Here is a 22,137-nt window from a genome sequence, read left to right as displayed (position 1 = left end):
AGACGAGGACCCGATGCATTTCAACGGATTGAAGACGGCGGCTCTGCTGGGTCTGATGTCGGCGATCATCGTCGGCATCGGCGCACTGTTCCAGAGCCCGCTGATCCTGTGGGGATCGGTGATCGTCGCCGTCGGCATGAACGCCTACGTGTACTTCAACAGCGCCAAGATGTCGCTGAAGGCGATGCACGCGCAACCGGTCACCGAATTGCAGGCACCGGTCATGTACCGGATCGTGCGTGAGCTGGCGACCACGGCACACCAGCCGATGCCCGCCCTCTACATCTCCCCCACCGAGTCGCCCAACGCGTTTGCGACCGGCCGCAACCCGAAGAACGCCGCGGTGTGTTGCACCACCGGCATCCTGCATCTGCTCGACGAGCGAGAGTTGCGCGCCGTGCTGGGCCACGAGCTGTCCCACGTGTACAACCGCGACATCCTCATCAGCTCGATCGCCGGCGCGATGGCGGCGGTGATCAGCGGCCTGGCCAACTTCGCGATGTTCATGGGTGCCTTCGGCGGGCGGGACAACGCGCCGAACCCGCTGGCGATGCTGCTCATCGCGCTGCTGGGACCGATCGCGGCCACCCTGGTGAAGCTGGCCGTCTCCCGCTCACGCGAGTTCCAGGCCGACCAGTCCGGGGCCGAACTCACCGGGGATCCGCTCGCACTCGCATCAGCGCTGGCGAAGATCTCCGGCGGGGTGCAGGCCGCGCCGCTGCCGCCGCAGCCCGACATCGCGGCCCAGTCGCACATGATGATCGAGAGCCCGTTCCGCGCGACCGACCGGATGGCCAAGATGTTCGCCACCCACCCGCCGACCGCGGAACGTATCCGCCGCCTGCAGGAGATGGCCCGCGACGGTCGCTGAGCCGGCTGAGCAGAGATCCTGCCGGTCGACCCCTCAGCCCACGCGTTCGATCGTGTAATCCACCAGCGACGCCAGTGCCCGGTGGGCGGGCGACTCGGGCAGCTCGGCCAGCATCGCGTGCGCCTCGTCGGCGAACTCCTGCAATTTCGCCCGGGCGGCGGTCATACCCGCCGACGAACCGAGCAGTTCGATCGCCTCGGCGACCTCGGCGTCGTCGGTGAGCGGCCGGGCGGCGCCGTCGGCGGCCACCAGGAGTTCGCGCAACCGGGCCGACGTCGCGTCGTCGCCCGTGAGCGCGTAGAGGACCGGCAGCGTGTGGACGCCTTCGCGAAGGTCGGTACCCGGAGTCTTGCCCGACTCCACCGACACCGAGCTGATGTCGATGATGTCGTCGGACACCTGGAAGGCGACTCCGACGATGTCGCCGATGCGGGAGAGCCGCTCGATGTCGTCGGGCTCGGCCCCGGAGGCCATCGCGCCGAAGCGGGCGGCGGCGGCGATCAGCGAGCCGGTCTTCTCCCAGACGACCTGCAGGTAGTGCTCGATGGGGTCGGCGCCGGGTTTGACCCCGACCGTCTCCCGCATCTGGCCGGTGACGAGTTCGGCGAACGTCTCGGCGATGATGCGCACCGCCTCGGGGCCAAGCGTCGAGACGAGTCGCGAGGCGCGCGCGAACAGGAAGTCACCGGACAGGATGGCCACGCTGTTCGTCCAGCGCGCGTTGGCACTCGCCGCACCGCGGCGCATCGCGGCCTCGTCCATCACGTCGTCGTGATAGAGCGTGGCGAGGTGGATCATCTCCACCACCGTCGCCGAGGTGATGACATCGTCGGAATCCGGGCGCGGACCGAACCGGGCCGCCAGGATCGCGAACATGGGCCGGAACCGTTTGCCACCGGCCTTCGCGAGGTGGGTCGCCGCCTCGGTCATGACCTCGTCACCCGACGAGAGTTCGGCGAGCAACAGATCCTCGACCCGCTGCAGCGATGAGCGCACCGTATCGGCGAACTCATCCGACACCAGGTCAACCCCGGCGAATGTGGACTTCACGGAAACGCGGCCCCATCTCGTCTGATCCGGCAACTACTCGACGGCGGACACGCGACTGCCGCGTAGACCCCACCTGCTGCGAGCCTAGCCCGTCGGGGGTCCGGACATACTGGTCGGGTGAGCACGGACACGACGCCTACTTTTCCCGATTCCGCCGATGTCCTCGTCGTCGGTGCCGGACCGGGTGGATCGGCGGCGGCCGCCCATGCCGTCGCCGCCGGCCGGGACGTGGTCCTCGCCGACGCCGCGGTGTTCCCGCGCGACAAGACGTGTGGCGACGGCCTCACGCCGCGCGCCGTCGCCGAACTCGACGCGCTGGGGCTCGGCGCACTCCTCGACGATCGTCCGCGCATCGACGGACTCCTGCTCAACGGCTGGGGCGCACGCCAGCAGGTCCGGTGGCCCTCCGGCCGGTTCCCCGCCTACGGCAGCGCGGTGGCACGCACCGAGTTCGACGACGCCATCCGTACGCATGCGGTGTCGGTGGGAGCGCGAATGATCGAGGGCGCCAAGGCCATCGGCGTCGAGATGGACGGTGACCGGGTGGGCGCGGTGACCTTCGCGACGCCGGCGGGCACACACACGATGCGGGTCACCGACCTCGTAGTGGCCGACGGCGTCCGTTCGGGAATCGGCAAATCGCTGGGGCGGCAATGGCATCGGGACACCGCCTACGGAGTCGCCGCCCGGGCGTACGCACCGTCGGCACGCGCCGACTCGCACTGGATGGGGTCGCACCTCGAACTCCGGGGACCCGACGACGCACTGCTGCCCGGGTACGGCTGGGTCTTCCCCCTCGGGTCGGCCGGGGGCGGACAGGTCAACGTCGGCGTGGGCGCGCTCGCGACGTCGAAACGCCCGGCGCACATGGCACTTCGACCGATCCTCGAGCACTACGCCGCGATGGTGCGCGACGAGTGGGCTCTCGACGGCCCACCCGTCCGGATCACGTCCGCCCTGCTGCCCATGGGTGGTGCGGTGTCCGGTGTCGCGGGTCGCAACTGGATGCTGATCGGCGACGCCGCCGCGTGCGTCAATCCGCTCAACGGCGAGGGCATCGACTACGCCCTGGAGACCGCCCGGCTCGCCGTCGAACTCCTCGGCACGGACGACTACACCGACCGGTGGCGCGATGTGCTGGTGGAGCACTACGGGCTCGCCTTCTCCGCCGCCCGCCGTCTCGCCGGCCTGCTCACCATGCCCAAGACCGTCCCCACCCTGGGCCGGCCCGGCATCCGGTCGCCGCAACTGATGTCCATGGTGGTGCGGGTCATGGGCAACCTGATCACCGCCGAGGATGCCGACCTCGTGGCCCGGGCCTGGCGCACCGCCGGGCGGGTCTCCCGGCAGGTCGACCCGCGCCCGCCCTTCTCGTGAGAGGGGCCGCCGGGCCGCCAACCCGGTGGCGCTTTGAGACGATCGGGCTGTAGTGTTCCAACACGTGTGGCCGCGGCCACAGCTGTGACAGAATCAGGCCACCGTCGACCCAGGAGATGGAAGATGTCCGCCGCATCCACTCTCGCCACCCGAGCCAAGCACGCCGTCCAGAACCGCCTGGCACAGCGCTACCACCTGCGCGGCGAGATCGACCGCATGGATGCCGTCGGTGACCCGACCGCGATCGCCCGCGCCCTGGGCACGCAGGAATTCCCGTGGGGCATCACGCAGGCGTTGAGCTTCGCCCTGTTCCGGACCTACGCGGTGCCGTCGATCGGCGACCTTCTCTACAAGACCAGCCAGTTCACCGAGTCGACGCAGAAGCGCTACGACGACACGGTCCTGCTGCTCGACGCCCCGATCGAGCACGGGGTCGACAGCCCGGCCGGCCGGGCCGGCATCCGCCGCATCAACCAGATGCACGGCATGTACGACATCCCGAACAGCGACTTCCTCTACGTGCTGGCCACTTTCGTCGTCTGCCCGGTCGAGTGGGTCAACTCCTATGAGTGGCGCTCACTGACCAACCACGAAATCCTCGGCCTCACCAACTACTACCGCCGGCTCGGCCAGTTGATGGGCATCAAGGACATCCCCGAGACCTACGACGACTTCAAGACGTTCTACGACGAGTACGAGACCGCCCATTTCGCGTTCAGTCCCGACTCGCTCGCCGTCGCCGACGCCACCCTCGACCTCTTGGGCACGTTCATGCCGTACAAGCTGCTGCCGCGGACGGTGGTGCGTCGGATGTCGTTCGCGCTCATGGACGATCGGCTCCTCGGCGCGTTCGGATATCCGAAACCGACCGCGGTCGAACGGGTCCTGGTGCGCGGCGGGCTCAAGGCTCGCGGGCTCGCGATCCGCCTCTTCGCGTCACCCCGCACCGAACCGCTCTTCGGTCGCCAGACGAAGCAGGTTCGCAGCTACCCCGGCGGTTTCCGCATCGACGACCTCGGCACCTTCGCGCCCGGGTGCCCGGTGTCGCACGACGAGACCCCGCGGGCCGCGACCTCCTAGTGGTGTGTCTAGGAAATAGGTGGCCGGTATCCGGTGGAGCGATCGGTGGTCTGGCAAGGCGGAGGAGGGAGGGATAGCGGAGCTATCTCGACCGACGACAACGCAGCCAGGCGCCGATCGAGCGCCGGAGACCAGTCACTTATTTCCGAGACACACCACTAGGCCCGCGCCGAGTGGATCGCGGCGATCCCACCGGTCATGTTCTCCCACCGCACCCCGGTGAACCCGGCGTCGCGGATGAGATCGCCCAGCGCGAACTGGTCCGGCCACGCCCGGATCGACTCGGCGAGATAGACATACGCGGCCGGGCTGCTCGAGACCTTCGTCGCGACCGCGGGCAGCGCCTTCATCAGGTACTCCATGTACACAGTGCGGAACGGCTTCAGCGTCGGCGTGGAGAACTCGCAGATCACCAGCCGTCCGCCGGGCTTCAGTACCCGGCGGAGCTCGGCGAGCGCCGTCGGGACGTCGTTGACGTTGCGCAGACCGAAGGAGATGGTGGCGGCGTCGAACGAATCGTCGGCGAACGGGAGCGACAGGGCGTCGGCGGCGACCTTCGGCACGTCCCGATGCGCACCGGCCTTGAGCATGCCGAGCGAGAAGTCCGCGGCGATGCAGTGCGCCCCCGAGGAGGCGAGTTCGACGGTCGACACCGCGGTGCCCGCCGCGAGGTCGAGGACGACGTCGCCCGGACGCAGGTCGAGTGCCCTACGGGTCTTCTTGCGCCAGCCGCGATCCCGGCCGAACGACAGGACCGTGTTGGTGAGGTCGTAGCGGCGTGCGACGCCGTCGAACATGGCCGCGACCTCGGCCGGGTCCTTCTCCAGGCTCGCCCGGCCCACACTCCGGCCCAGACCCGCTCGTTCCGGTGGTGTCGCGCCCGTCGATGACATGCCGATCACGCTACCGGTCGTTCGGGCCAGGACCGCCGTGAGGTGCGTCGCCTCGCCGGGCGGTCGGCCGCCGCCTCAGGCGGGCCGCCCCACCTCGGTGACGACTCCGCGGCCCGTCACGCGCGCGTAGTGGCCGACGAGCTCCGCGCACACCGACGGCCAGGTGCGCGCACGCACGGCCTGTACCGCGGCTCGGCCGAACGCCGCCCGGACCGACTCGTCGTGCAGGGATTCGACGATCGCGGGCAGCTCCGCGGCGAAGCGTCCGACCTCCAGCAGATATCCGGTCCGGAACGCCGACACCAGGTCGCGGGGGCCGCCCGCGTCGGGGCCGATCACGGGCAGGCCACTGGCCATCGCCTCCTGGATGGCCTGACAGAACGTCTCGTGTTCGCCGGCGTGCACGAAGACGTCGAAGCTCGCGTACGCGCGGGCCAGCGCCTCCCCGCGCAGTTCACCGGTGAACACCGCATCCGGCATCGCGCGCTGGAGCCGGTCCCGCTCGGGGCCGTCCCCGACGATCACCAACTGCACGCGCGGGTTCCCCGACAGTCCGGCCAGGCGCTCGACGTGCTTCTCCGGCGCGAGCCGACCCACGAACCCGACCACCAGTGCGTCGCGGGCGGCTCCCAGCCAGTCCGCGCGCAGCGACGGATCGCGCTTGTCCGGCGAGAAGAGTCCGACGTCGACGCCGCGACCCCAGCGCGCGAGTCGCGGTACGCCGTGGGCGGCGAGGACCTCCAGCGTCGCGGTCGACGGCGCGAGGGTGAGGTCGCACATCTCGTGCAGCCGGCGTGTGTAGCGCCAGGCCAGCTTCTCCACCGCGCCCAGCCGATAGGCTGCCGCAAACCCGGCGACGTCGGTCTGGAACACGGCCACCACGGGCACGCCGAGCGCCCGGGCGGCGACGGCGCCCGCGGCACCCACCACGAACGGTGACGCCAGGTGAACGACATCCGGTTCGAAGTCGCGCAGGGTGCGGTACAGCAGCGGCGACGGCACGCCCACCGGGAGCGAGGACACCCGCGGCACTTGCACCGCGGGAAGCAGGTGCACCGGGGTCCGGCGGCCGACCATCCGCGGCCCGCCCGGCACGCCGCGCGGGGTGTCGGGTGCGATGACGACCACGGTGTGGCCGGTGGACTCGAGATGGTCGACAACCCGGAGGACGGAATTGACCACCCCGTTCATCTGGGGCAGGAAGCTCTCGGCGACGATCGCGACGCGCATGATCGCGATCGTCCCCCGCAGAATTGACCGGACCACACGGCGCACGTGTCGGCCCACCCAATTCAGGATGAACGGTGCGTTGCCCTCCGACCGGGCACAGTGGAGGGGTGGCCGACACCCACCTCCTGCTGCTGAGTCGCTGGCTCACCCCGGTCCCGCAGTTCCTCGCCCCGTTGACCAGGCCGGGCTGCCGCATCGGCTACGTCCCCACCGCGTCGTCGATCTATCCCGATCACGCGTGGCTCGACCTCGAGCGGGACACCCTTCGGCAGCAGGGTTTCGAGGTGACCGACCTCGATCCGGAACTGACCGGGTCAGCCGTCTTCGCCCGGGAGCTCGCCGGGGTCGACGCGGTGTTCGTCGCCGGCGGCAACACCTTCCATCTACTCGGGGCGCTGCGCCTGGCGGGTGCCGACCGCACCCTCGTCGACGCGGTCCGCGCCGGCCTCCCCTACATCGGGGTCAGCGCGGGCGCCGCGGTCGTCGGCCCCGACATCGCTCCCCTGTCTCTGCTCGACGATCCCGCCGAGGCCGCACCCCTGACCTCGACCGCGGGCCTCGGACTCATCGACACCACGGTGATCCCGCACGCGGAGGGCACCGTCAGGGGTCGCGGACCGATCGAGGCGACGAGGCAACGGTTCGGCGCCGAGCACCGGCTGCACTTCCTGACCGACGCCGAGGCGATCGTCGTCGCCGGCGGAGACCTCAGGGTGATCCCGGGCTGACCGTCTCGTCCTGGTCGGCCGCGGCCGGGTCCCGGTCTGCCGCGTCGCTGCCGGCGTCCTCGGCGTCGGAGTCCTCGGCGACAGCATCGTCGGCGGTGCCGCGGCGGGCCCAGCGGCGACTGGACTCCGCGACCCCGACCATCAGCAGGCCGATGACGAGCCACGCTCCGACCATCACCGACAGGGCGGGGATGATGGACAGCACCGCGGTGCGGCCGGTCGGGCGGGCGAGATCCGGGTTGTAGACCGCGTAGTCGACGCTGATGCGCTGTCCCTCGCTCAGCTCGGTCGGATACAGCAGCCCGAAGCGGGGGCTGTGGAACGAGCCGTCGGGTGTCTGGAAATTCACCGCGGCGTGCAGGCTGTCCACGGACACGACCTCGGCCATCACGGTCGCCTTGCTGGCCTCGATCGTCGCATCGTTCTTGAAACAACCGGCGATGAGCGTCATCGCCATGAAGGTGATCGTCACGCCGACGACGAGCAGGCCGAGCTGCACGCGTCGCTGGATCACCGGATTCATGCCGTTCAGACTAGCGGGCACCGATCCGCCGGCGCTCGGCCCGACCGGTCGCGCACCGCCGGGACGCACCGACAGCCCTACCGCAGTCGCGCTGCTATCGCCGCGTGGACGGATCGCAGCCGTTCGCGGTCGGTGGCGACCTCGACGACCTCGATCCCGCCGGGAGCAGGCTCCTCCGCGAGCACCGCGCCGAGCTCACCGACCCCGACCCGACGATGCGGGATGTGGAAACCCGCGCACATCGACGCGATGTCGGTCCGATGCGGGGTCCCGAAGACCCGCTCGTAGGCCCCGGCGTACAGCCCGGTGTTGTAGCGCGGGTCGCCCTGTTCGAGCAGACCGAAGATCCCGCCGCCGTCGTCGTTGGCGACCACGATCCGCAGCGACGTCGGGCGCGGCTCGCCCGGGCCGATGACCAGACCGGTCGCGTCGTGCACGAAGGTCAGGTCGCCCATCAGGGCGATGGTCCGCGCGCCGGCCTGATCCCGGTCACGTGCCATGGCGGCACCGATCGCCGTCGAATTGGTTCCGTCGATACCCGCGACCCCGCGGTTCGAGAGGACCCGCACCCCGTCGGTGATCCGGCCGGCCAGGGCGATGTCCCGGATGGGGTTGCTGGCGCCGACGACGAGTTGGTCGCCGGCGGCCATGGCGTCGCTGACCGCCCGTGCGACGTGGAGCCCGGTGGCCGGGCCCGGCTCGTCGAGTTCGGCGGTGACGGCGAAGGCCGCCCGCTCCTGTACCGCCGCGCACTCCTTGAGCCAGTCCTCGCGCGGCTCGCCGACGACCTCGATCCGGGTGCCGGTCGCGTAGACGTTGCCGGAGACGTCGGGCCAGCGCGGACCGGTGGTCAGCGCGTAGACGCGGACCTCGGGGTCGGCAAGCAGGCGGGACACCCCGCGGTGCAGCGTCGGCCGGCCGCAGATGATCGCCTGCTGGGGCCGGACGGAGTTCAGGCCCAGCGGATGCAGCGGCGTCGCCGGCCGCGGTGCCGTCGGTTCGGCGACGGTGGGGATCCCGGCCAGACCCGGGTGGATGCCCGACCCGTGCCCCGACACGACCACGGTGTCCAGCGACAGGTCGATCGGCAGCGGGACGTCGAGCTTGCCGACGGGCGCCTGCGTCCAGGGCAGTCCGCCGGGCCGGCCGGAGAACGAGCCGAGGTCGGTCGACGGGTCGGGGCCGGCGAGTTCGTCCGGGTCCGGGACCAGCGGTTCGCGCAGCGGGATGTCGAACTGAACGGGTCCGGCGTTGCCGGTACGCGCGCCCCGGGCGGCGGCGAGCACGCGACCGACCGCCGAGCGCCACTGGCTGTTGGTGTCGAGATCCTGTTCGGCGAGGCCGAGACTGATCGCCGCGCGCACCTGGGTCCCGAAGATGCCGAACTGTTCGACGGTCTGGTTGGCGCCGGAACCGAGCAGCTCGTACGGCCGGTTGGCGCTGACGACGACCAGGGGCACCCGCGCATAGTTGGCCTCGAAGACCGCCGGTCCCATGTTCGCCACGGCGGTGCCGCTGGTCATCACGATGGGCACGGGCTGCCCCGACGACACCGCGAGCCCGAGTGCCAGATAGCCCGCCGAGCGCTCGTCGATCCGCACATGCAGACGCAACCGCCCGGCGGCGTCGGCGGCGTGGAGGGCGAAAGCGAGCGGCGCGTTGCGCGACCCCGGACACAGCACGGCCTCGCGGACACCGCCGCGGATCATCTCGTCGACGATGACCCGGGCCTGCAGTGTGGACGGATTGGGCCCGGGGGCGTTCTGGGCCGGTCGGTTCATCCCACAAGCCTAGTGCTCTCCCGAGTCCCCACATCGCGGCGGGGAGCGGCGTTACCCTCGTCACGTGGGCTTTTACGACGATCGTGTCCTGCCGCACCTCATCGAGCGCACCTGCGGAATGGCGGCGTTGACGCCGCTGCGGGCGCGGGCCTGCGCGTCGTTGTCCGGCCGGATGATCGAGATCGGCTTCGGCTCGGGCCTCAACGTCGGCGTCTACCCGGCCGGGCTCACCGAGGTCGCGGCCGTCGAGCCGTCAACCGTCGGATGGTCGATGGCCGCCGATCGCGTCGCCACCTCCCCGGTGCCCATCGAACGCGCCGGACTCGACGGCCAACGACTGCCGTTCGACGACGACTCGTTCGACGCCGCGCTGACCACCTTCACCCTGTGCACCATCCCCGACCACCAGGCGGCGCTCGCCGAACTCCGCCGCGTGCTGCGCCCGGACGGGCAACTGGGATTCCTCGAGCACGGGTCCGCCCCCGACGCCCGCGTCCGCCGGTGGCAGCGCCGGCTCGAACCGATCCAGAAACGCGTCGCAGGCGGCTGCCATCTCACCCGCGACGTGCGCGCCGAGCTCACCGCCGCCGGCTTCGCACTCGGGCCGGTCGACGCGTTCTATCAACCCGGCGTACCGAAACCGTTCGGCGCGCTGACCGTCGGGACCGCGCGGCCGGCCTGAGGCCCGTGGCCCTACTGTGGAGCCAGTGCGTCGCTGGACAGTGCTGGTACTCCTCACCGCGGTCGCGACGCTCGTTCTGGAACTCCTCGAGGTCGACGCCGCCGCCCTGTTCGCGGGGCTCGTGGTCGCGGGCGCTCTCGCGATCGCCGGCCGCGCGCCCGGCCGGACGAACACCGACGCCGACGAATCCGACGACCCGATCGTCCCGCGATGGGCGTTCGTGGCGTCGCAGGGCGTCCTCGGCGTCTTCATCGGCACGATGGCCGAGCCCGAGACCGTCGGCGGACTCGGGTCGTCGTGGTTCCCGGTGCTCGTCATCGGCCTGGGGACACTGGTCATCTCGATCGCCTGCGGCGCCCTGCTCGGGCTGCACCGAGACGTCGACTCCCTGACCGGCTCGCTCGCGCTCGTCGCGGGCGGCGCGTCCGGGCTGGTGGCGCTGACCCGCGAGTTCGGCGGCGACGAACGGATGGTCGCGGTCATCCAGTACCTGCGCGTCGCGCTGGTCACCGTCACCATCCCGGTGGTCGCCTCACTCGTGTTCGGTGCCGAAAACGGGGCCGTCGCACCGGGATCCGACGCCTGGTCGGCGGAGACGCTGCAGAATCAGGGCTGGGGACTGCTGCTGCTGGCGGTGTGCCTGGGCGTCGGGATCCCGCTCGGCCGGTTGCTGCGCATGCCCGCAGCCGGTCTCTTGGGTCCGCTGGCGCTGGCCACCGCGGCCGAGCTGACCGGGATCGCCGGTTCCGCCGAGGTGTCCCCCGCACTTCTCGCGGTCGCTTACGCGGTGATCGGCTGGCAGGCGGGCCTCGGATTCACGATGCCGCGGTTGCGTGCGATCGGCCGTGTCCTGCCGCTGGCGCTGGTGTTGATCCTCGTCATCGGCGCCGGCTGCGCCCTGCTGGGGGTCGTGCTGTCCGCGTGGACCGGCGAGTCGATGTTCGACTGCTATCTCGCGACCACTCCGGGCGGGATCTACGCCGTCCTCGCCGCGGCCACCGGGGCGGGCGGGAACGTCGCGTTCGTCGTGGCCGCCCAGATCCTGCGCGTCCTGCTCATGCTGTTCGTGGCGCCCTTCGCCGCGCGCCTCGCCGCTCGGCGGGCGTCGTGACCGTCTCGCCCGACTCGACGGTTACGTGTGACCCCGGTCCCACGTAAGGTCGGGAAGATGAGCGGGGAATCGAACACCGACACGACATCATCCACCTCCCACGGCCGCGAGTTCGACGTCGTGGTCTACGGCGCCAGCGGCTTCGTCGGCGAACTCACGGCACGGTATCTGGCCGATCACGCGCCGATCGGCACGAAGATCGCGCTGGCGGGCCGCAACGAGTCGAAGCTGACCGACGCCCGCAAGCGGCTGCCGTTGCGCGCACACGACTGGCCGCTGATCATCGCCGACGCGGAATCCCCCGCGGCCCTCGACGCGATGGTCGCGCGCACCCAGGTCGTCTGCACCACCGTCGGCCCCTACCTCAAGTACGGCGAGGCCCTCATCGTGGCGGCGGCCACCGCCGGAACCGACTACGTCGACCTCACCGGCGAGGTGCCGTTCGTGCGATACGCGATCGACAAGGTCCACGACGTCGCCGCCGCCTCGGGGGCCCGCATCGTGCCCTCCTGCGGCTTCGACTCCGTGCCCTCCGACATCACCACCTACGCGCTGCATCGAAAGGTCTCCGACGACGACGCCGGCGAGATGACCGACACGACCCTCGTCGTCGCGTCGTTCCGCGGCGGGATCTCCGGCGGAACGATCGACTCGATGCGGGTCATCGCCGAGGAGGCCCGCAACGCCCAGTCCCGACGGCTCATGCTCAACCCGCAGGCCCTCTCGGGCGGCCCCGGCGAGGTCCCGCGGGTCAGCCTGTCCGACGAACCGAGCGACCTGTCCATCATCAACGCCAAGAAGGTCGACCCATCGCTGCGCGGCACCCTCGCGCCCTTCTTCATGGCCGCCCACAACACCCGGATCGTGCGGCGCTCGAATGCGTTGCTGGACAACGCTTACGGCAAGGACTTCCACTACGCGGAGACGATGAGCGTCGGCGGCGTCCCCGCGGTGTCGACCCTGATCGCCGGCGCCGTCGCGGTCGGCACCGGTGCGTTCATGGGAGCGATGAGTTTCGGCCCCACGCGACGTGTCCTCGACCGCGTGTTGCCGAAGCCCGGTGACGGACCCAGCGAAAAGGCCCGCGAGAACGGTTATTTCGTGGTCGACACGTTCACGCGGACGACCACAGGACGACGCTACAAGGCCCGTATGCGCGCCCAGGGCGATCCCGGTTACAAGGCCACCGCGGTGATGCTCGCCGAGAGCGCGCTGGCATTGGCCCTCGACCGCGACCACCTGCCCAAGCGGGCCGGAGTGCTGACGACCGCCGTGGCGATGGGTGACGCTCTCATCGACCGTCTCCGCAACGCCGGGTTCAGCATCGACGCCACCGAGCTCACCGACTGACCCTGACCCGACCCCGCCCGATCGCGTCGTTCGACCCTCCGGCAGCCACGCCGGCGCCGACCGGACCCACTCCGGCACAGTCGAACTCGCGGTCGGGCGGCGTCGCCTCCGGGGCCCGGAAAATTCTGGCACTCTCACCTCCAGAGTGCTAGACGAGTGCCGGATCCGGTGCTATCTTCGTTGGCAGTACAGCGATGAACTGCTCGTCTAACGGGTGGCGAGCAGCCTTGAGAATCAGGAGGTGAACTGCTGTGCTTCGTTTCGATCCCTTTTCCGACATGGATGCCTGGACCCGAGGCATGATGACCGGTTCAGCGGCCGGAACTGCCCGCACTCCCCGCTTCATGCCCCTGGACCTGTACAAGGTCGAGGACCACTACCTGCTCATCGCCGATCTGCCCGGCGCCGATCCCGGTTCCATCGACGTCAGCGTCGACAACGGGGTCCTCACCCTCTCCGCCCAGCGGAGCACGCCGTCCGACGAGGGCGTGCAGTGGCTGACGAGCGAACGATTCTCCGGAACCTACCGCCGCCAACTGACTCTCGGCGACGCCATCGACAGCGCGGCCATCTCGGCGCGCTACGACAACGGCGTTCTCACCGTGACCATCCCGGTCGCCGAGAAGGCCAAGCCGCGGCGGATCGAGGTGGAGTCGGCCGGCCGACCACAGGCGATCGAGACCAGTACGGTCACATAAGCCGATCATCAACGACCGCAACACCTTTGAGGAAACAGTCACATTTCGAACGGGAGGTGCCATCGACGACGAATCATCCCGCTCCCTAGTCCGAACGAACCGTAGAACCGTTGGTCTGTCGGGTAAAGCGGTGCCGTCTCCCTCTGCTCCCTGAGGTGCGAGGAGCGATAGCGACGAGCCACGAAGGGTCTTGGCGACGCATCTCGCCAGGACCCTTCGTGACGGCCTCCGCAAGCTCCGGCCTCCTCAGGGAGCAGGTTGGGCCACAATATGTTCGGGCCGCTTAGCGGTCAGACCCGAACAGTTCGACGAGCGGCGCCGGGCGGCCGAACAGGAAGCCCTGGGCGTAGTCGAACCCGAACTCCTCGAGCATCGGGAGCATCGCCTCGGATTCGATACCCTCGGCGACCATCTTCACCCCGGTGGCGGCGGCCATCTCACCGATCGCGCGGACGACGGCGCGGTCGGGCGAGCTGTCGGCCAGTTGCGCGATGAGCGTCCGATCGACCTTCAGGACGTCGACCGGGAGATCGCGGACGTAGCGCAGGGCCGAGAACCCGGCCCCGAGGTCGTCGATGCAGATCGTGCAGCCGAGGTCGTGGAGCGCGTCGATCGCCCGCGACGCGGAGGTGTCGACCCGGATCGCCTGGTCCTCCCGCACCTCGACCCAGACCCTCGACGGCTCGACACCGTGACCGTCGATCAGGCCGTGGACGTACGAGACGAGCCCGTCGTCCCACAACTGCTGCCCGGACAGGTTGAGGGAGACGAACGTGCTCGGCCCGACGTGCCGGGTGATCTCCCCCGACAGGTCCCGGATGGCCTCGCCGATGGCATGCCGTCCGATGGGGGCGAGCAGCGAGATCCCCTCGGCCACAGACAGGAACGCATCCGGAGCCAGCACGCCGGACTCGGTGTGCCACCTGAGCAGCGACTCGTACCCGACGACCCGCCGGTCGGGTACCGCGACGATCGGCTGGTAGAAGACCGAGAAGTCGCGCTCGACCGATCTGGTGAGCCAACCCGCGAGGTCGACCTCGGCCCGGATGTGGCGCAGCATCGTCGGCGATGCGAATGCGACGGCGGTGCGGCTGCTCAGCGCGATGCACAGGGCGGCGTCGGCGTGGCGGACCAGATCGTCCTCGGACTCGGCGGCGAGGTGCACATCGCCGACGGCGACGCCCATGCACACGTCGAGGAACCAGCTGCGTTCCCCGTCGCTCACGGTGTGCGCACCGAGTTTGGTGCGGGCCGCCTCGATCAGTGCGTTGCGTCCACTCTCGTCGTCACCGGCGCCGGTCCACGGAAGGTGGATGAGCCAGTCGAAGTCCGACCGCCGCTGGAAACGCGCCCGCGGACTGATGGGCATCAGCACCTGTTCGATGAAGCGCTCGGCGGCCGCGGCCGACGTCTCGTAGCCATAGGCGACGACAGCTCGGTGGTACGGGTCGACCGACACCGCGATCACCGAGGTTCCCAACGTCAACACGACGTCATTCGCTGGTCCGATCCCCCCAGGGCGACGCCTGGGGCGCCGCAGTTCTCCATCGCGGAGATACTACTCAGCCGGTCCGCTTCCGGGAAGGAGGACGAGGCGCCACCGCTGGCGGACCAGGGCCGGCCGTTATGACCGTTCTCACAAATGCCCGCCGCGACGGTTCGACGAAACCGTGTGCAATTTTTGTGGGCCCGGGTCGAGACGTCGATTTCTTTTGACAGATGTTCACAAAATCTGGGACCGGCGCGGCGGGCGATTCGCCACTATTCTCGGCAGCGCTGCTAACGATTCCGCGAGGTGCGGCAAAACTGCTGGTAAGGTGCTTTCATTGCCTATGCGTAGGACACGAAAGATTACGCGGTTTCCGCCAATGCAGTCGCAGTGGCATTAATGCGAATCTCGGCGAACAAGCGGCTGTCTCCACAGCCGCCGACGGAAAGCGGTCGTGGTAGATGTCGTTGATCAGGAGGGTGCTCCGGCGCTACGACGCCCGGTCGATGGCGACACTGATCAGCACCGGCGGTGTCATCCCGCTGCCGGTCATCAGCGTGCTCGCGCCCGAGACACTGTACCCGGGCGGCATGCCCATCCTGCTCACCATCTGGTCGTTCATCGCGGTCGTCTTCGCGGTGACGGCCATCCGCGCCCGGCTGACCGATCTCGAGTTCGCGTTCCTGGGCGGGTTGGGGATCGTGGGCATCTGCGGCACCTCGATGATCCTGGCCTCGCCACGATCGTCGACGCTCGTCCTCGCCATCGTCGCGGTCATCCCGGCGATCGGCGCGATCTCGGCGACCACCCGACTCATCCTGTCCCATCTGGCGCTGGCGGTCGTCTGTGCGGCAACCGTCCTCGCGGTGACGACGCCCTCGCTGCCGGAGTACCTGATCAGCTTCGGCGCGATGCTCGGCCTGATCGTGGTGCCGGTCTTCCTGGTCGTCGCGTTGCGCAAGTCGATGGAGGCCGTGCTCGATCAGCAGACCCGCCTGGTCGGGATCGACCCGCTGACCGGCCTGCTGAACCGGCGCGGCTTCCTGATCCGCGCATCGCAGCTCCTCTCGGCCGCACGGTCGTCCACCGGATGGATCGGCATCCTGCTGCTCGACGTCGACCACTTCAAGAAGATCAACGACCAGTACGGCCACCTCGCCGGTGACGGCGTGCTGCTGGCGGCATCGGCCGCGATCCGCGAGCACGCCCCCGTGGGTTCGGAGGTGTGCCGCTACGGTGGCGAAGAGTTCCTCATGTTCCACGTCGTCCACGACGCGGACGAACTGTGGCTCAGCGCCGAACGCCTACGGGCCGCCGTCGCCGCCGCAGCGCCGGTCACCATCAGCGTCGGCGGTGTCTGCGCGCCGCTGCGCGTCGCCGGCGACCCACTGGTCTCCGGCCGTTTCGACACCGCCTATTCGACCGACGACGTGATCGGCAACCTCCTGGGCCAGGCCGACGCCTGCGTGTATCAGGCCAAGGAGAACGGCCGGGACACGACGGTCATCAAATCCATCGACGCGGTGACCTGGAACGACGGCGCGCCGAGCGCACATGCCGCCGACGCCGAGCGGACGGTGTCTCCGCCGTCGGCGAGCCTGTACGAGGTCTTCTACCGACGCCCGGCCGACTTCGTCGACATCGACAGCCGGACCAGCGGGCGCTGAGTCGTCGCGGCCTGGAGGGCGTCGGCCTCCCGGCGCATCCGACGCCAGGTCTCCGGGCTGGTGAGGGTGTCGAGCCGGGCACGATCCCACCACATGAGCCGGGTGCGGTACCGGTCGTCGGGAAAGGGGGTCGCGGACACCGACTCGTCGAGGCGTCCACCACCGGACTGCCAGCGGCGCAGGACGTGGTCGGCCGCGGTCGCCATCATGGCCTCGACCCCGGACATCTCCATGATGACCAGCCCCAACCGCGACAACTGGCCGGCCACCGACCCCGCGATCGCCGATCGCTCGTCCACCCAGGCCGTCTTGACCTCGACGATGCCGTCGTGCAGACGTTCTTCGATGGCGTTGACGAGCTGCACCTGACCGGGCTGACCCGCCCATTCGACCAGCGCGTGCGACTGCGCAGCCGCCTCCAGCCGGGGCTGGACCCGTAGCCCGCCGACGACCTTGCCCTCGGTGTCGAGCACCGCGAAGAACATCGCGGTGCCCTCGCCGCCGGCGACCTCGTCGTATTCGAGTGCGGCCGCGCACCCGTGCCGGTGGTACGACGCGTCCGCGCCGGCGAGGTACTCGCGCCACAGTTCGGGCTCCGACCGCGGGCTCGCCACGACCACCGAGTACTCCGCCCCGGTTTCGGGTGCGATCGATCGCAACATCCCGGTGCGAACCTGATCATTGGTGACTGACATCTTATTCATCGCAGTATTGCCTTCCAGGAATTAGTAAATTTAGAGACGAGATCTCCCCCGACCCCGCGTGTAATGCTGCCACAAGGCCACATTTATGCACTCCCACAAGCGCAGTTCTTTTCGCCCGACCGCCGCTTTGACGGTTGGCGTCGTGCAATCCCGTGCGACACCATGGGCTTATGCACACGCCGCCGGATGCCGCCGCCACCCTCTACTTCCCGGACGAACTACCCGCCGCGTTGACCGCGGAGCCGTCCCTCACTGTGTCCGACATCACGGCCGGCGCCGCCCGCGCACTCGATGAACTCCTCCCGCCCGCCGAACCCGCTCTCCGGGACGAGACACCTCGTTACGCGCACTTTCCCTGGCGTAACGCCCTCGTCAAGATCCCCGGTCCGCGCACGTTCCGACGCCTTCGGCTCGACCGCAACCGGCACAAACTGACCGCGTCGCAGCAAGCCGCTGCGGGCGAGCTCCGGATCGGTGTCGTCGGTTTGAGTGTGGGACACGCGATATCACTCACGCTCGCACTCGAAGGTCTTACCGGCGAATTACGCCTTGCCGATTTCGACGATCTCGAACTCACGAATATGAATCGAATTGCGGCGACCCTCATGGATATTCACGACAACAAGGCCGTGATCGCCGCTCGACGCATTTCCGAGATCGACCCCTATCTCACCACCGTCGTACATGTGGACGGCATAACAATCGAGAACATCGATGAATTCCTCGACGGCCTGGATCTCGTCGTCGAAGAATGTGATTCTTTCGATGTAAAGGTCCTCGTGCGCCAGAAATGTCGCGAGCGAGGAATTCCGGTCCTCATGGAGACGAGCGACGGCGGAACCCTCGATGTCGAGAGATTCGACCTCGAACCGGATCGGCCTCTTTTCCACGGCCTGGCCGGCGACCTGCGGATCGAAGATCTCGTCGGACTCGACCGCGCGTCGCTCACCCCGCTCGCCGTCCGGGTACTCGAGCCGACGAAGGTGACCGCGCCGATGGCGGCGTCGGCCATCGAGCTCGGGCACACGGTCACCGCCTGGCCGCAGCTCGGCGGCGACGTCCTCCTGGGCGGCGCCACCGTGGCCGCGGCCGTCCGCCGCCTCGTCCAGGGCAAGTCCCTGTCGTCCGGTCGCGTCCGATTCGACCGGGACGCCTGGCTGGACGGCCTCGAGGACCCGATCGACACCCATACCTCCATACCCGCAGCACAACCACCGGCCGACGCCGAACCGCTCCGCCCGCAGGTGCAGCCCGCCATCGAGGCGATGACCGATCGCGAACTCGTCGTGTACGCCGCGAGCCGGGCGCCGTCCGCCGGGAACCAGCAGCCCTGGCAGATCATCGCCGACGACGACGCCGTCACGATCGTCCTGGACCGCACCCGCACCTCGACCCTCGACGTGGAGCACCGGGCATCTGCGGTGGCGGTCGGCGCCGCCCTGTACAACGCGCAGGTCGCGGCGGTCGCGCGCGGGGTGCTCGACGACATCGAGATCGTCGACGCGGCCGACACGCTGGCCGGCCGGGCACGCCTCAAGGGCATCGACACCGGGTCGCGCTCTGCGGACGCGGAGACCGAACTCGACGCGTTGCTCGCCCGCGGCACGCGACGTGGAGTCGGGGACGGATCACCGCTGTCGGCCTCCGATCTCGTCCGACTGCACGATGCCGCCACGAGTGATCGGACCCGGTTGGTGGCGCTCGACGACCGCGCGGACATCGACCGATATGCCTCGATCATCGCCCGATCGGATCGCGCCCGGTTCCTCACGCCCGAACTGCACCGGGAGATGTTCGCCGAGCTCACCACCGATCCGGCCGCCACCGAGGGCATCGACGTCGCCTCGCTCGACCTACCGCCGGCGATGGCGGGGATGCTCGACGTGTTGCGGCGTGCCGATGTCATGGCGTTGCTCGACGAATGGGGTGGCGGTGCCGCACTCGGTGCCGATGCCGGCGCCCGGGCCGCGTCGTCGTCGGCGATCCTGGTCTTGGTGCAGCAGGGCACGACCCCCGCCGATTACCTCCGCGGTGGGATCGTCGCGCAGCAGCTGTGGGTGGCCGCCGAGCGTCTCGGCTTCGCGGTTCACCCCATGACACCGACGTTCCTCTACGCCGGGGACGACGCGACCGCGCGAACACTGTCGAGCAATCACGGCGACGAACTGGCCGCCCTGCGCCGCGAGATGCTCGAGACGTGGCCCCTCGACGCCGGCGAGGCGCCGACCATCGTGCTGCGCCTGTCGCGCACGGATGCGCCGGTGGAGGTGAGCCGTCGTCTGCCCGTGCGCCCGCCGACGAGTGCTGGTCAGGCCTGACCGGGGTTGAGCTTGATGAACAGGGCGTCCATCTCCGCACAGAGGCGGTCGCCGTCGTGCAGGGTGCCCTTGATGAAGACCTTGCGCCCCTCGATCCGGTCCGCCCAGGCGTGGATTCGCAGCGGCGTGTTCAGCGGTGTGATCGACCGGTATTGCACGGTCAGGTACGCGGTCCGGCTGACATGCTGGATCGCGACCGCCGACGCGAAGCCGCCCACGTCGTCGAAGGCGACCGCGACATGACCGCCGTGCGCGGCGTTGTTCCCGCCGAGGTGGAAATCGCGGAACGTCAGTTCGGCGACGACCCCGTTGTCGTTCACCTCGGTGACCACATACGGCGGCAGGGTGATGTTGCCGCGCGACGGGAGGTCGATGCGGGTCCCCGCCGGTGAGTGCCACTCGTCGATCCGGGAATCGGCGAGCCGGTCGTTGAGCGCCTTCAGTGACTCGATGAGTTCGTCGACGAGCTCGTCGTCGGGACAGGCGTAGCGGGCGTTGTCCATCAGCAGGCGGACCTGCTCACTGAACTCGCCGTAGCGGGGTCCGCCGCGGTCGGTGGTGATGGCCGCATGGGCCCGGAAACCACCCTCGTGCGGGTCCTCGTCGACGGTCTCGACGGCGCGATCGTTCGCTTCGCTCACCGACCAACCGTATAAGAGCCGGCGGTGCCGCGCCCTAGCCGGTGTCGGTGTCGGTGTGCCGATCGGTCCGACGGCGGTCGGCGAGATCCACACACACTCCGCCCCGGGCCAGCCGGCGCGTGGACTCGGGTATGTAGTCCGGCACGCCACGCGGACCGCGTTCCTTTTCGTCCCGGATCCGGACCGCCCTCCCGACGATCACCGCGACCGCCGCGGACACGACACACCACGCGCCCCCGAGGATCAGAATCCACCCCCATACAGCCATACGGACAGCTAAGCATCCGAAACTGAGATTTCGGTGATGTTCGAGCCAAAGACCGGCAGGCATCCAATAGTTGAATGCAATCCGCGTCGAACCCGTCACGACTTCGTGACCTGTTCCGACCAATCCGCCGCCTGCGGGCATTCGAGGCGCCCGGTCGTCGCGTCGATAGGCTGACCCCATGAGTGCGACGCCCGACACCCAAGGACCCTCCGGCCAACCCTTCGACCCGGCATCGTGGGCGGTGGTGCCCGGCTTCGACGACCTGACCGACATCACCTATCACCGCCACGTCGGCGAGGGCCGCGAGTACGGGATCGTGCGCGTCGCATTCGACCGTCCCGAGGTCCGCAACGCCTTCCGCCCGCACACGGTCGACGAGCTGTACCGGGTCCTCGACCATGCGCGGCGGTCGCCCGACGTCGGCACGATCCTGCTGACCGGCAACGGCCCGAGCCCCAAGGACGGCGGATGGGCGTTCTGCAGCGGCGGCGATCAGCGCATCCGCGGGCGTAGCGGTTATCAGTACGCCACGACACACGACGACGACGTCGCGGCGGCCGGCGCCGAGACGGTCGACGCGGCGCGGGTGAAGGCCGAGGGCGGGCGGCTGCACATCCTGGAGGTCCAGCGCCTGATCCGGACGATGCCCAAGGTCGTGATCGCGGTCGTCAACGGCTGGGCGGCCGGCGGCGGGCATTCCTTGCACGTCGTGTGCGACCTGACCCTCGCCTCGGCCGAGCACGCCCGGTTCAAGCAGACCGACGCCGATGTGGGTTCCTTCGACGCCGGTTACGGGAGCGCCTACCTCGCCAAGCAGGTCGGGCAGAAATTCGCGCGCGAGATCTTCTTCCTCGGGGAGGCCTACGACGCCGAGACCATGCACCGGATGGGCGCGGTCAACCGCGTCACCCCGCACGCCGAGCTGGAGGCCACCGCCATCGACTGGGCGCGCCGGATCAACAGCAAGTCGCCGACGGCCCAGCGCATGCTGAAGTTCGCGTTCAACCTCACCGACGACGGCCTCATGGGTCAGCAGGTGTTCGCCGGGGAGGCGACCCGCCTGGCCTACATGACCGACGAGGCCGTCGAGGGACGTGACGCGTTCCTCGAGAAGCGCGACCCGCGCTGGGACGATTACCCGTACTACTACTGAGCCGGGTGCCCGAGAGTGTCGAACGCACGGGGCATTCATTGAGGGCGGGTGACGACCAGCGTCGCTCGTCTGACGTAGATCGACGTTGGATGTGGGCGATCATTCTTCAGCGGGTTCGACCCCGTCGATGCCCTGATCGAACCGGCGGCCAACCAGGTCCGGTCCGAACGACGCCGCCGAATCGAGCTGAGAGACCGCAACCGCCTCGGCGTGCAGCAGTAGTACGCGGTGAACCGTAGGTACGTCGCGTGGCCTGCCAGTGCGCCAGACACTTCCAGATCGCGGCGCCGCCGCTGTCGTGGCGTCAACTCGACGCGGCGTTGCCGACCTGCATGCGCAGAAATCCAGGTCGCGAAATGATGAGAGGCGCATCGCATTTCGTGACATGATGGCCGGTGCACTCCGCGGCGATGAGCTCGAAACGACTCACCGATGATGCTGCGCCGCATAGGACGCCGAAATTTTCTTCCCTAGCGCGACATCACGGTCCTTCTCGGCGAGCTCGGCACGCAGTCTGGTCCGT

Annotated in this window: 20 protein-coding genes; 11 read left to right on the top strand and 9 right to left on the bottom strand. The window is 69.3% G+C overall.

Annotated features, from left to right (window positions below):
- Nucleotides 1-13 precede the first annotated feature (13 nt).
- Nucleotides 14-871 (top strand): zinc metalloprotease HtpX, encoded by an 858-nt coding sequence (htpX, locus tag ACFVHY_RS02760; RefSeq protein ID WP_058253356.1) that lies wholly within the window; start codon nucleotides 14-16, stop codon nucleotides 869-871.
- Nucleotides 872-904: 33 nt separating this feature from the next.
- Here the strand turns inward: htpX and ACFVHY_RS02755 are convergent, their stop codons facing one another.
- On the bottom strand, nucleotides 905-1,921 hold the full coding sequence (locus ACFVHY_RS02755) for a polyprenyl synthetase family protein (RefSeq protein WP_068970024.1): 1,017 nt from the start codon (nucleotides 1,919-1,921) through the stop codon (nucleotides 905-907).
- A gap of 117 nt (nucleotides 1,922-2,038) precedes the next feature.
- Here ACFVHY_RS02755 and ACFVHY_RS02750 point away from each other — a divergent pair, with 117 nt between their 5' ends.
- Nucleotides 2,039-3,298, top strand: a complete 1,260-nt coding sequence (locus tag ACFVHY_RS02750) for a geranylgeranyl reductase family protein (protein WP_068970025.1) — start codon at nucleotides 2,039-2,041, stop codon at nucleotides 3,296-3,298.
- 123 nt (nucleotides 3,299-3,421) lie between these two features.
- Nucleotides 3,422-4,378 (top strand): oxygenase MpaB family protein, encoded by a 957-nt coding sequence (locus ACFVHY_RS02745; RefSeq protein WP_390268072.1) that lies wholly within the window; start codon nucleotides 3,422-3,424, stop codon nucleotides 4,376-4,378.
- Between the two features lie 158 nt (nucleotides 4,379-4,536).
- Here ACFVHY_RS02745 and ACFVHY_RS02740 read toward each other — a convergent pair whose 3' ends face one another.
- Together ACFVHY_RS02740 and ACFVHY_RS02735 are read right to left on the bottom strand one after the other, a co-directional pair.
- Nucleotides 4,537-5,271 (bottom strand): demethylmenaquinone methyltransferase, encoded by a 735-nt coding sequence (locus tag ACFVHY_RS02740; protein WP_058253357.1) that lies wholly within the window; start codon nucleotides 5,269-5,271, stop codon nucleotides 4,537-4,539.
- A gap of 75 nt (nucleotides 5,272-5,346) precedes the next feature.
- Nucleotides 5,347-6,501 carry a glycosyltransferase family 4 protein gene (locus ACFVHY_RS02735; RefSeq protein WP_390268069.1) on the bottom strand — a complete coding sequence of 385 codons (1,155 nt, stop codon included), beginning with the start codon at nucleotides 6,499-6,501 and terminating at the stop codon, nucleotides 5,347-5,349.
- Nucleotides 6,502-6,608: 107 nt separating this feature from the next.
- Between ACFVHY_RS02735 and ACFVHY_RS02730 the strand changes: the two genes are divergently transcribed.
- On the top strand, nucleotides 6,609-7,229 hold the full coding sequence (locus tag ACFVHY_RS02730; RefSeq protein WP_390268066.1) for a Type 1 glutamine amidotransferase-like domain-containing protein: 621 nt from the start codon (nucleotides 6,609-6,611) through the stop codon (nucleotides 7,227-7,229).
- Here ACFVHY_RS02730 and ACFVHY_RS02725 read toward each other — a convergent pair.
- Together ACFVHY_RS02725 and menD are read right to left on the bottom strand one after the other, a co-directional pair.
- The gene (locus ACFVHY_RS02725) at nucleotides 7,210-7,752 is read right to left on the bottom strand and encodes a hypothetical protein (RefSeq protein ID WP_390268063.1); all 543 of its coding nucleotides are present in this window, start codon (nucleotides 7,750-7,752) and stop codon (nucleotides 7,210-7,212) included. The genes ACFVHY_RS02730 and ACFVHY_RS02725 overlap by 20 nt on opposite strands.
- Nucleotides 7,753-7,829: 77 nt before the next feature.
- A complete protein-coding gene (gene menD, locus ACFVHY_RS02720; RefSeq protein WP_390268060.1) occupies nucleotides 7,830-9,533 on the bottom strand; it encodes a 2-succinyl-5-enolpyruvyl-6-hydroxy-3-cyclohexene-1-carboxylic-acid synthase in 1,704 nt (567 codons plus the stop codon).
- 64 nt (nucleotides 9,534-9,597) lie between these two features.
- On the opposite strand from menD, the gene ACFVHY_RS02715 reads away from it, so the two are divergent.
- From ACFVHY_RS02715 to ACFVHY_RS02700, 4 genes are all read left to right on the top strand, one after another.
- Nucleotides 9,598-10,215: a class I SAM-dependent methyltransferase gene (locus ACFVHY_RS02715; RefSeq protein ID WP_390268057.1), complete on the top strand. Its 618-nt coding sequence runs from the start codon at nucleotides 9,598-9,600 to the stop codon at nucleotides 10,213-10,215.
- A gap of 25 nt (nucleotides 10,216-10,240) precedes the next feature.
- A complete protein-coding gene (locus tag ACFVHY_RS02710; RefSeq protein WP_065629237.1) occupies nucleotides 10,241-11,326 on the top strand; it encodes an AbrB family transcriptional regulator in 1,086 nt (361 codons plus the stop codon).
- A gap of 57 nt (nucleotides 11,327-11,383) precedes the next feature.
- Nucleotides 11,384-12,676, top strand: a complete 1,293-nt coding sequence (locus ACFVHY_RS02705) for a saccharopine dehydrogenase family protein (RefSeq protein WP_390268054.1) — start codon at nucleotides 11,384-11,386, stop codon at nucleotides 12,674-12,676.
- 251 nt (nucleotides 12,677-12,927) lie between these two features.
- Complete coding sequence (locus ACFVHY_RS02700; RefSeq protein WP_058253341.1) at nucleotides 12,928-13,374, top strand: Hsp20/alpha crystallin family protein; 447 nt, start codon at nucleotides 12,928-12,930, stop codon at nucleotides 13,372-13,374.
- A 283-nt stretch (nucleotides 13,375-13,657) separates the two neighbouring features.
- On the opposite strand, the gene ACFVHY_RS02695 is transcribed toward ACFVHY_RS02700, so the two are convergent.
- Nucleotides 13,658-14,863 carry an EAL domain-containing protein gene (locus ACFVHY_RS02695; protein WP_390268051.1) on the bottom strand — a complete coding sequence of 402 codons (1,206 nt, stop codon included), beginning with the start codon at nucleotides 14,861-14,863 and terminating at the stop codon, nucleotides 13,658-13,660.
- Between the two features lie 461 nt (nucleotides 14,864-15,324).
- On the opposite strand from ACFVHY_RS02695, the gene ACFVHY_RS02690 reads away from it, so the two are divergent.
- Nucleotides 15,325-16,530 (top strand): diguanylate cyclase, encoded by a 1,206-nt coding sequence (locus ACFVHY_RS02690; RefSeq protein ID WP_223258822.1) that lies wholly within the window; start codon nucleotides 15,325-15,327, stop codon nucleotides 16,528-16,530.
- On the opposite strand, the gene ACFVHY_RS02685 is transcribed toward ACFVHY_RS02690, so the two are convergent.
- Nucleotides 16,476-17,234 (bottom strand): hypothetical protein, encoded by a 759-nt coding sequence (locus ACFVHY_RS02685; RefSeq protein WP_390268048.1) that lies wholly within the window; start codon nucleotides 17,232-17,234, stop codon nucleotides 16,476-16,478. The two genes, ACFVHY_RS02690 and ACFVHY_RS02685, sit on opposite strands and share 55 nt — an antisense overlap.
- Nucleotides 17,235-17,404: 170 nt before the next feature.
- On the opposite strand from ACFVHY_RS02685, the gene ACFVHY_RS02680 reads away from it, so the two are divergent.
- A complete protein-coding gene (locus ACFVHY_RS02680) occupies nucleotides 17,405-19,552 on the top strand; it encodes an Rv1355c family protein (protein ID WP_390268045.1) in 2,148 nt (715 codons plus the stop codon).
- Here ACFVHY_RS02680 and ACFVHY_RS02675 read toward each other — a convergent pair.
- Together ACFVHY_RS02675 and ACFVHY_RS02670 are read right to left on the bottom strand one after the other, a co-directional pair.
- The gene (locus ACFVHY_RS02675) at nucleotides 19,543-20,193 is read right to left on the bottom strand and encodes a PaaI family thioesterase (RefSeq protein WP_058253345.1); all 651 of its coding nucleotides are present in this window, start codon (nucleotides 20,191-20,193) and stop codon (nucleotides 19,543-19,545) included. The genes ACFVHY_RS02680 and ACFVHY_RS02675 overlap by 10 nt on opposite strands.
- Nucleotides 20,194-20,227: 34 nt before the next feature.
- The gene (locus tag ACFVHY_RS02670) at nucleotides 20,228-20,461 is read right to left on the bottom strand and encodes a hypothetical protein (protein WP_390268042.1); all 234 of its coding nucleotides are present in this window, start codon (nucleotides 20,459-20,461) and stop codon (nucleotides 20,228-20,230) included.
- Between the two features lie 178 nt (nucleotides 20,462-20,639).
- On the opposite strand from ACFVHY_RS02670, the gene ACFVHY_RS02665 reads away from it, so the two are divergent.
- Nucleotides 20,640-21,614: a 1,4-dihydroxy-2-naphthoyl-CoA synthase gene (locus tag ACFVHY_RS02665; RefSeq protein WP_390268039.1), complete on the top strand. Its 975-nt coding sequence runs from the start codon at nucleotides 20,640-20,642 to the stop codon at nucleotides 21,612-21,614.
- Nucleotides 21,615-22,137: the final 523 nt, after the last annotated feature.

This window comes from Gordonia sp. NPDC127522, from assembly GCF_042672305.1.
GTDB classification, from domain to species: domain Bacteria; phylum Actinomycetota; class Actinomycetes; order Mycobacteriales; family Mycobacteriaceae; genus Gordonia; species Gordonia hongkongensis.
The sequence above is the reverse complement of the archived record's forward strand: the minus strand, read 5'-3'. Positions and strand labels throughout refer to the sequence as shown.